This is a genomic window from Dermacoccus sp. CCH2-D9, assembly GCF_001556795.1.
GTDB classification, from domain to species: domain Bacteria; phylum Actinomycetota; class Actinomycetes; order Actinomycetales; family Dermatophilaceae; genus Dermacoccus; species Dermacoccus nishinomiyaensis.
This window is the reverse complement of the sequence record NZ_LSJT01000018.1, coordinates 1-8271: the sequence shown is the minus strand read 5'-3', so window position 1 is coordinate 8271 and position 8271 is coordinate 1. Positions and strand designations below refer to the sequence as shown.

Below are 8271 nucleotides of genomic sequence, written 5' to 3'. Positions count from 1 at the left end.
CTCGCATCCCTATTGGGCGATGGTTGCCGCCGTCGCGGGATTGTCCGGCGCGACGCACCGGGCGCGCATGATCCGCGGTGGTCAACGGTTCGTCGGCACGCTGTTCGGCGTGCTCGCGGCGGCCGCCATCCTGCCGTGGCACCCCCAGGGTTTCGCGGCGGTGCTCGTCATCGCGGCGCTGCAGGTGGGCGCCGAACTGCTCGTGGGCCGCAACTACGCGCTCGCGCTGCTGTGCATCACGCCGCTCGCGCTGATGATGGGGCAGATCGTGCACGAGGTGCCCGTCGGGCCGCTACTCGTCGACCGCGCGGTCGAGACGCTCATCGGCTGCGGCGTCGCCCTCGTCGTCCTGCTGGTCGTGCGCGACCCCGCGCACTGACGGTGCCTGGGGCGGGCGAAGCCGAATGTGGACGAAGATCGCAGATGGGTGAGGTGCATCGCCGTCAGAAGGGGCGATAGGGCGGTTTGGGGCGTTTCGCCGGCTTCGACAGTTCTCGGGCGTTGTCGGGGATGCGGACGTGGCTGATGTCGCCGAAGTAGCGTTCGCGCTGCTGCCGTTCGATGCGGGTGTTGATGATGAGCAGGAACGCGACGATCGCGACCATGAGCACACCCGAGACGATCATGAGCAACACTGCGGCCAGCATGTGCTTTCCTCCCTCGTCCCGTCGCTCCTCCCAGGGTAATCGCGCTGGCCCTGACGCGGCGAGGCATGCGCCCCTCCCGTCGAGAGCGCTCGTTGCTGAAGACAGTGAGGAGCGGACGTGGCTCGTCGAAGTGCGGGAACGGGGCGAGCGGGCAGGGACGAAGGGCCCGGACGCGTCTTGCCCCATCGGAGGCTTCGACGCGGCAAGCTGGTGATGTCGAGAACGGCACGAGGACACGCCCGCCCGAAGGAGACCACCATGCCCGACTTCCAGGCCGACCACGACGTCATCAACGCCCTCGCCGAGGACGAGTGCTGGGCGTTCCTGGCGCAGCACGCGTTCGGGCGACTGGCATACACGCTCGTCGGTGAGGCGCAGATCGTCCCGATCAACTACGTCAGCGACGCGGGAGCGATCTTCTTCCGCACGGCCGAGGGCAGCAAACTGCTCGGGGTGACGATGAACTCCGACGTCGCGTTCGAGGTCGACGACCTCAACGGCAGTGGACGGTTCGGCGACGGCGAGGCGTCGAGCGTCATCGTCCGAGGACGCGCTGAGGTGCTCGAGGGCGCCGAAAAGGCTCGTGCGGAACAGTTGCCGCTGCGCCCCTGGGTGCCGACGGAGAAACACACGGTCGTCCGCATCACCGTGAACGAGATCACCGGCCGACGTTTCCAGCTCTCCAAGCCCTGGCGCCACATGCAACCCTGACCCCCTGCGATTTCCGTCCACGGCCAGCGGGCGTCGACCGCGAACGGTTCTGTGTCGGTGTCTATCGTTCAGGTCGGTGTCTACCGTTCAGACGGGCGTCCGAGCGTCGTCACGCGACGGCCGCGGCGCACGAGCATACCGCCGGGAAACCGTTCGACGGCGACGCGGGACGTGCGCCGCACCGACGCCGTCGGCCTGCCGGACGCGTCGGTCGGAAACGTCCAGAACAGGCGTGCCTCGGCCAGTTCGAGGTCGGCGGCGAGGGGGAGCTCGCCGCGTCGGCGCAACCATTGCGCGAACGCGTGACCGTCAGCGCGCGAGCCACGCGTCGGACGCTCGCGAGCGAACTCGGCGAACAACGGGTGCAATCGCGCGCCGAGTGACGCGATGAGGATCGGCCACACGAACTGCAGCTCGTTCGCTCGCTTGCGCAGCAGCGCTCGCCGCGCGACGTCGAGGTGACGGGCGTCGAAGCCTGCCGGGACGCACGCCAACCCCGTCAACGCTGCCACGATCTGCGCCTGGCGTGCGGCGAGATCAGCGTGTTCATCCGACGCAGAATCCATGGGGGACGCGGCCTCCGTCCTGCCGTCGAACTCGTGGGGGCGGCCCCCCTCGTCGGCGGATACGGGCGCGGACGTCGAACTGTCGCTGTGCCCGCCCGTCGACGATGCGCGGTGGATCGTCATTGCGCGGCCGTGACGCGCGGCATGCCGGCGGCGTCGGCGATGGCATCGAGCTCCGTGAGCAACTCCTCGGCAGGCGGGTAGTCGCCGTCGCGTTCGAGCATCGCGGCCGGGAATGTCGTGCGTCTCGAGAGCTCCGAGATGAGGTGCAGCACTTCGGGATTCACCGCGGCCGCATGCGTGTCGTGGTAGATCCCGTCGTTCTCGACCCCACCCGCCACGTGCATGTACGCGAGCCGTTCGAGGGGCATCGCGAGGGCCGTCTCGAGCGCATTGCCCCCGTGGTTGCGGGCGTTGGCGTAGACGTTCGCGATGTCGAGCAGCAGCAGCGCGTCGGTGCGTTCGATGATCTCGGTGATGAACTGTGCCTCGCTCATCTCGTCCTCGGGGTAGGTGAAGAGCGCCGCGACGCATTCGAGCGCGAGCGGGACGTCGAGCTCGGCCTGGACGCTGCGGACGTTTCGCACCATCACGTCGACGGCGGCGCGCGTGCGCGGCAGCGGCGTCAGGTGGCCGACCTCGACACCACCCGCTCGCACGAACGAGATGTGCTCACTGACGAGCGGCGCGCCCGTGATGGCGGCCGTCCCGACGAAGTGGGCGACGCGGTCGGCGTCGAGGCCCTCGGCGTCACCGAGCCCGAGCTTCACCCCGTGCGGGAGGACGGTGACGCCGCGCTCGCGCAGCTGCCTCAGGGCTGGCGGCATGCCGTGCATGACGGATTCGGCGACCACTTCGACCCACGTCAGGCCCGGTTGGGCGGCGAGGACGTCCGCGATCTCGGGGCGCCATCCGATGCCGACGCCCGCAGGCATCGACGTGGCCGGTGCGGGCCGTGTTGCGTCGGACGTCGTGATGCTCATGTCTCGCATGATGCCGCACCGACAGGTGTGGCGTGACGTCACCTGCTCGACTCTTGTGCATCTGCTCCAGGAATATGACGCACATTCCTCGGGCAGATGTGTATTTCTCGCGCAGCTGCGGCTCCGGCCCGCCGTACTCGCGACGATTCGTGGTCACCTCCCCTCCGCCAGGACCGGCGAAACACCCGCGAAACATCGCCTCGCTAACCTCCTGCCATGCATCTGACGCCCGCCGACACCGAGAAGCTGCTCTTGTCCGTCGCGGGAATGGTGGCGCGTGATCGACTCGAGCGCGGCGTGCTGCTCAATCACCCCGAGTCCGTCGCGCTGCTGTCGACGTGGGTCATCGAACGTGCCCGCGAGGGTCGCAGTGTCGAAGAGTTGATGAGCGCCGGACGCGAGGTGTTGACACGTGAGCAGGTGATGCCGGGCGTCGCCGAGATGATCCCCGACATTCAGGTCGAGGCCACCTTTTCCGATGGCCGCAAGCTCGTCACCCTCCATCACCCGATCGTCTGAAGGAACGAGCCATGTCAGCGAACTCAGGCCGTCGGCCGCAGGACGCAGCCGACGACCCAGCAACCCCCGGGGCCACGAGCGCTCCTGGCGCCATCCGCGTCGCCCCGGGGCACATCTCGCTCAATGCCGATCGTTCAGTGAACGAACGGCTGCGCGTCGTCGTCGAGAACACGGGCGACCGGCCGATCCAGATCGGCTCGCACCTGCATCTGCCCGACGCCAACGCGGCCCTCGCGTTCGACCGCGAGCTGACGCAGGGCTACCGCCTCGACATCCCGAGCGGCACGTCGGTGCGCTTCGAACCGGGCGTCAGCCGCGAGGTGGCGCTCGTCGCGTTGCGGGGCGAGCGGCGTGTGCCGGGGCTGCAGATACGCGACACGGCCGCGTCTTTCGGAGCTACCTCGCAGGCTGACGCAGGTGGGGCCGGCAAGTCACACGACGACATCGGGCCCGGTGTTACGGTCCCGCGCGGAACGGCGTCCCACCCCGAGGTGCCGGCTGTCCGCCCACGGCCGTCCGAACCGACGACCATCACACGTGACGCGTACGCCGCGCTCTATGGTCCGACGACGGGTGACCAGATTCGTCTCGGTGACACCGACCTGTGGATCGAGGTCGAGCACGACCACACCGTCGGCGGCGAGGAAGCCGTCTTCGGTGGGGGCAAGTCGATCCGCGAGTCGATGGCGCAGGGCCTCACGACCCGCGCGGGCGGGGCGCTCGACACCGTCATCACGAACGTCGTCGTCCTCGACCACTGGGGTGTGGTGCGCGCCGACGTCGGCATCCGTGACGGGCGCATCGTCGCGCTGGGCCGCTCCGGCAACCCCGATGTCGCGGACGGCGTGCACCCGGATCTCCACATCGGCCCGGGCACCGACGTCATCGCGGGGGAGGGGAAGATCCTCACCGCCGGTGGCATCGACATGCATGTGCACTTCCTGTCGACGTCGCAGGTGCACGAAGCGCTCGCGACCGGTCTGACGACGCTCGGTGGCGGTGGTACCGGCCCGTCCGAGGGGTCGAAGGCGACGACGGTGACACCCGGTGCCTGGCACCTCGGGCGCGTCCTGCGCGGCTTGGATCACCTGCCCGTCAACCTGCTGCTCATGGGCAAGGGCAACACCGTGAGCGCCGAGGGCCTCGCCGAGCAGGCGCTCGCGGGCGCGGCAGCGTACAAGGTGCACGAGGACTGGGGCGCGACGCCCGCCGCCATCGACGCTGCCCTGCGCGCGGCCGACGAGCACGGGCTGCAGGTGGCGCTGCACAGTGACTCGCTCAACGAAGCCGGTTACGTCGACTCGACGCTGCGCGCCATCGGCGGGCGCAGCATCCACGCCTTCCACACCGAGGGCGCCGGGGGCGGGCACGCGCCCGACATCATGTCGATCGCGTCGCACCCCAATGTCCTGCCCGGTTCGACGAACCCGACGCTGCCGCACACCGTCAACACGGTCGCCGAGCACCTCGACATGCTCATCGTGTGTCATCACCTCAACCCGGCGGTGGCGGAAGATCTCGCGTTCGCCGAATCGCGCATCCGGGCGACGACGATCGCCGCCGAAGATCTGCTCCACGACATCGGCGCGTTGTCGATGACGAGCTCCGATGCTCAGGCGATGGGTCGCATCGGTGAGGTCATCACGCGCACCTGGCAGGTCGCGCACGTCATGAAGTCACGCTATGGCTCGCTCGGCGAGACGCTGCCGGCCGACAACGAACGTGCCCGTCGGTACGTCGCGAAGTACACGATCAACCCGGCGGTCGCGCACGGCATCGACCATCTCGTCGGGTCGATCGAGCCCGGCAAGCTGGCCGACCTCGTGCTGTGGGAGCCCAAGTTCTTCGGCGTGCGGCCGTCCGTCGTCCTCAAGTCGGGTGCCATCGTGTGGGCTGCCCTCGGCGACCCGAACGCGTCGATCCCGACGCCACAGCCCGTGCTGATGCGCCCGGCGCTCGTGGCGGACGACGCTGCGTCGCTCGCGGTGTCATTCGTGTCGCCGGCGGCTGCAGAGAATGGTCTGCGGGAGTCGCTCGGGTTGCGGCGGGAGGTGGAAGCCGTGCGGCCGACACGCGAGGTGACGAAGGCCGACATGATCAACAACTCGGCGACACCGCGCATCGACATCGACCCCGAGACGTTCGCCATCGCCGTCGACGGTGAGCTCGTCACCCCGCAGCCGGCGACGGAACTGCCGCTCGCGCAGCGGTATTCGCTCTTCTGATCGCCATGTCCTGCTGCGGCTCAGCTCCCACGTCCGACGTCCGGCGTGCAGATGCACCCGGGTGCAGCTGCACGCAGGGGCGGGGCGGTGGCGTCATGAGGCCCGACGCGGCGACGGACGGTGCGGGGATGGCGAGCCTGCTGCTCGCTGATTCGAGGCTGCCTGTTGGCGGCTACACCGCCTCAGGTGGTCTCGAACCGGCGTTGCTCGGGGGGTTGCCGGTGCACGAGGTGCCCGCCTTCATCGCGATGCGCCTCGCGACGGTGGCACGCGTCGAGGCGGGAACGGCCGTCGTCGCGTCCGCCGCCGTCCGTCATCTGCGTGCAGGTGCACCCGGGTGCACCTGCACGCAAGGCGGGGATGCCGCCACGGCCGAGCCCGTGCCCGTGCCCGAGCCCGCGTTCGCGTCCGAGGACGTCGCGTGGGCCTGGGCGGCCCGCAACCCCGTCGCGGCGGTGCGTGATTCGTCGATCGCCCAGGGGCGGGCGATGTTGCGCCTCGTGCACCGGCTGCGTCCTGACGGCCCCGCGGCACAGTGGCTCGAGGGGTTGCCCCGCCCGCTCACCGCCCGCGCCGCCGTCCTCGGCGCTTTCGCCGGCGAGCTGGGCCTCGACGGTGCGTCCGTCGCCCGCGTCGTCGGATATGACGACGTCCAGAGTGTCACCGCCGCCGCGTTGAAGCTCGAACCGCTCGACCCTGTGGATGCCGTGGCCTGGACGCTCGATTCGGCGTCCCATCTCGACGACCTCGTCGCGGCCTGCGCCGACCTGGTCGCGCCGTACGACATCCCAGTCCATTCCGCACCCCAGCTCGAGGCGTGGCATGCCGCTCACGCCGACACCGAGAGGAAGTTGTTCCGTGTCTGAGATCGCCATGACCTCGCGCCCCGGCAGTGAAGCCACCGCCACTTCCGGCATCGATACGCCCGCCGCCGGACAGGGCGCGATGACGTCCCAGAAGATCACGGTCGGCGTCGATTCGCGCCGTGACGCGGCATCGAATCCATCGCGCCCCATGCGGCTCGGGGTGGCCGGTCCGGTCGGTACGGGCAAGAGTTCGCTCATCGGCATGCTGTGCCGCGAACTCGGCGAGGAGATCTCGCTCGGCGTCATCACGAACGACATCTACACCGACGAAGATGCCCAGATGCTCAGGGCCGCAGGCGTTCTTGACGTCGATCGCATTCGCGCCGTCGAGACCGGGGCATGCCCGCATACCGCGATCCGTGATGACGTCAGCGCCAACCTCGTCGCCGTCGAGGATCTCGCAGCCGACCATCCTGACGTCGAGCTCGTCCTCGTCGAATCGGGCGGCGACAACCTGACGGCGACGTTCTCGCCGGCCCTCGCCGACGCGCAGATCTTCGTCCTCGACGTCGCCGGCGGCGGTGACGTCGTCCGCAAGGGCGGGCCGGGCATCGCACGCGCCGACCTGCTCGTCGTCAACAAGACAGACCTTGCGCCGCATGTCGGGGTCGACGCCGCACTCATGGAGCAGCAGGGCCGTGAGGCTCGTGACGGACGCCCTGTCATCGCGCTGTCGCGCACGGATGCGGCCTCCGTCGAGCGATTGACGGCCTGGGTGCGCGAGGTGCTCGCGGCCTACCAAGGCGGCGGGCACGTCGCGCAGGATCCGGGTCCGATGGCGCCGCATGTCCACGCCGACAGCGAGGGTGAGCACACGCATGACGGCGTCACTCACACGCACTGAGCGACGCGAGCCGTGCGCGGCCTGGGGGCCGAAACACCACATGGCGCCTGGCCGGGTTTCAGTCCTCGCGGAGCAGGAGGCGCGAGCGTGGGCTCCCCGGCCGGCCGGTGGTGAGCGATGAAGCTCCACGTCGAACGAGGCGCCGCGGGCTCAGCCGTTCGGGTCCGTACCCGCTCGAGCCTGCTTGCGCCGCGCATCCTGCGGGTGACGCCGACGTCCGCGCGCGTCGCCCTCGTCGCGACGACGGCTCTGCTGCTCGCGGGTGACGAGGCCGAACTCGACATCGTCGTCGGTGACGGTGTCGCACTCGAGATCGTCGAGGTCGCGGCGACGGTCGCCTACGCCGGGCGTGGGGGAGCGTGTTCCTGGTCGGCGAATTTGAGCGTGGCGGAGGGGGCGTCGCTTCGCTGGCCCGGGGAGCCGTTCGTCGTCGCCACCGACGCCCGCGCCACCCGGACGACTCGTGCGGACATCGCCGACGGTGGGTCGCTCATGCTGCGCGACACCCTCGTCCTCGGCCGCCATGGTGAGGCGGGCGGCGAACTCGTCGCTCGCACGGACATCTCTCATGCGGGGCGCCCGGCGCTCGTCGAGGAGTTTCGCCTCGCAGCCGACGACGACGCGCCCGGCATCCGCGGCGGGCGCCGCGTCGTCGATCAGGTGACGACGCTCGGCGCGGCCGCCATCCTGCAGCGGGCGCCGGGGGCACTGACGCGGGCAGACGCCGCAAAGCCGGCAGCCGCCGCGCCGGAGTCAACGCGCCCGGACTCGACGATGCTGGGCTCGGCGCCGGTGGGTCATGACCTCCCGGTAGGCGTCACGCGCCTCGACCTCTTCGCGCCTGGACGCATCGAACGCTGGCTGGGTGACGACGTCCACCTCAGCCCCTTACGGCGCTGACGGCGGGTCG

The 8271-nt window shown here is 69.9% G+C and carries 10 protein-coding genes and 1 pseudogene; 8 read left to right on the top strand and 3 right to left on the bottom strand.

The window, feature by feature from the left end:
• Nucleotides 1–379, top strand: a 379-nt coding sequence (locus AX669_RS01475) for an FUSC family protein (protein WP_197418826.1), incomplete at its 5' end; no start/stop codon positions are given.
• A gap of 64 nt (nucleotides 380–443) precedes the next feature.
• On the opposite strand, the gene AX669_RS01470 is transcribed toward AX669_RS01475, so the two are convergent.
• A complete protein-coding gene (locus tag AX669_RS01470; RefSeq protein WP_006947152.1) occupies nucleotides 444–647 on the bottom strand; it encodes a hypothetical protein in 204 nt (67 codons plus the stop codon).
• 258 nt (nucleotides 648–905) lie between these two features.
• On the opposite strand from AX669_RS01470, the gene AX669_RS01465 reads away from it, so the two are divergent.
• Nucleotides 906–1358 carry a pyridoxamine 5'-phosphate oxidase family protein gene (locus tag AX669_RS01465; protein ID WP_062256151.1) on the top strand — a complete coding sequence of 151 codons (453 nt, stop codon included), beginning with the start codon at nucleotides 906–908 and terminating at the stop codon, nucleotides 1356–1358.
• An 80-nt stretch (nucleotides 1359–1438) separates the two neighbouring features.
• Here the strand turns inward: AX669_RS01465 and AX669_RS01460 are convergent, their stop codons facing one another.
• Together AX669_RS01460 and AX669_RS01455 are read right to left on the bottom strand one after the other, a co-directional pair.
• Entirely contained in the window at nucleotides 1439–1924 is a 486-nt protein-coding gene (locus AX669_RS01460) for a hypothetical protein (protein WP_038570072.1), read from the bottom strand.
• A 119-nt stretch (nucleotides 1925–2043) separates the two neighbouring features.
• The gene (locus AX669_RS01455) at nucleotides 2044–2907 is read right to left on the bottom strand and encodes a DUF692 domain-containing protein (RefSeq protein ID WP_062256147.1); all 864 of its coding nucleotides are present in this window, start codon (nucleotides 2905–2907) and stop codon (nucleotides 2044–2046) included.
• A 216-nt stretch (nucleotides 2908–3123) separates the two neighbouring features.
• On the opposite strand from AX669_RS01455, the gene AX669_RS01450 reads away from it, so the two are divergent.
• The 6 genes and pseudogenes from AX669_RS01450 to AX669_RS01430 all read left to right on the top strand — a co-directional run bounded on the left by AX669_RS01450 (nucleotide 3124) and on the right by AX669_RS01430 (nucleotide 8261).
• Entirely contained in the window at nucleotides 3124–3426 is a 303-nt protein-coding gene (locus AX669_RS01450) for an urease subunit gamma (RefSeq protein WP_062256145.1), read from the top strand.
• An 11-nt stretch (nucleotides 3427–3437) separates the two neighbouring features.
• Nucleotides 3438–3734 (top strand): annotated as a pseudogene (ureB, locus tag AX669_RS13755) (urease subunit beta); the annotation flags it as partial.
• A gap of 183 nt (nucleotides 3735–3917) precedes the next feature.
• The gene (locus AX669_RS01445) at nucleotides 3918–5651 is read left to right on the top strand and encodes an urease subunit alpha (RefSeq protein ID WP_369815049.1); all 1734 of its coding nucleotides are present in this window, start codon (nucleotides 3918–3920) and stop codon (nucleotides 5649–5651) included.
• 95 nt (nucleotides 5652–5746) lie between these two features.
• Nucleotides 5747–6517: an urease accessory protein UreF gene (locus tag AX669_RS01440; RefSeq protein WP_197418824.1), complete on the top strand. Its 771-nt coding sequence runs from the start codon at nucleotides 5747–5749 to the stop codon at nucleotides 6515–6517.
• A gap of 79 nt (nucleotides 6518–6596) precedes the next feature.
• On the top strand, nucleotides 6597–7361 hold the full coding sequence (gene ureG, locus AX669_RS01435; protein WP_082740464.1) for an urease accessory protein UreG: 765 nt from the start codon (nucleotides 6597–6599) through the stop codon (nucleotides 7359–7361).
• Nucleotides 7362–7478: 117 nt separating this feature from the next.
• Entirely contained in the window at nucleotides 7479–8261 is a 783-nt protein-coding gene (locus AX669_RS01430) for an urease accessory protein UreD (RefSeq protein WP_062256139.1), read from the top strand.
• Nucleotides 8262–8271 lie beyond the last annotated feature (10 nt).

What these genes read in the sequence shown, in the direction of transcription:
- AX669_RS01430 (WP_062256139.1), top strand. Translation starts at nt 7,479, where the DNA reads ATGAAGCTCCACGTCGAACGAGGCGCCGCGGGCTCAGCCGTTCGGGTC.
- AX669_RS01440 (WP_197418824.1), top strand. Translation starts at nt 5,747, where the DNA reads ATGAGGCCCGACGCGGCGACGGACGGTGCGGGGATGGCGAGCCTGCTG.
- ureG (WP_082740464.1), top strand. Translation starts at nt 6,597, where the DNA reads ATGACGTCCCAGAAGATCACGGTCGGCGTCGATTCGCGCCGTGACGCG.
- AX669_RS01450 (WP_062256145.1), top strand. Translation starts at nt 3,124, where the DNA reads ATGCATCTGACGCCCGCCGACACCGAGAAGCTGCTCTTGTCCGTCGCG.
- AX669_RS01460 (WP_038570072.1), bottom strand. Translation starts at nt 1,924, where the DNA reads ATGGATTCTGCGTCGGATGAACACGCTGATCTCGCCGCACGCCAGGCG.
- AX669_RS01455 (WP_062256147.1), bottom strand. Translation starts at nt 2,907, where the DNA reads ATGAGCATCACGACGTCCGACGCAACACGGCCCGCACCGGCCACGTCG.
- AX669_RS01470 (WP_006947152.1), bottom strand. Translation starts at nt 647, where the DNA reads ATGCTGGCCGCAGTGTTGCTCATGATCGTCTCGGGTGTGCTCATGGTC.
- AX669_RS01465 (WP_062256151.1), top strand. Translation starts at nt 906, where the DNA reads ATGCCCGACTTCCAGGCCGACCACGACGTCATCAACGCCCTCGCCGAG.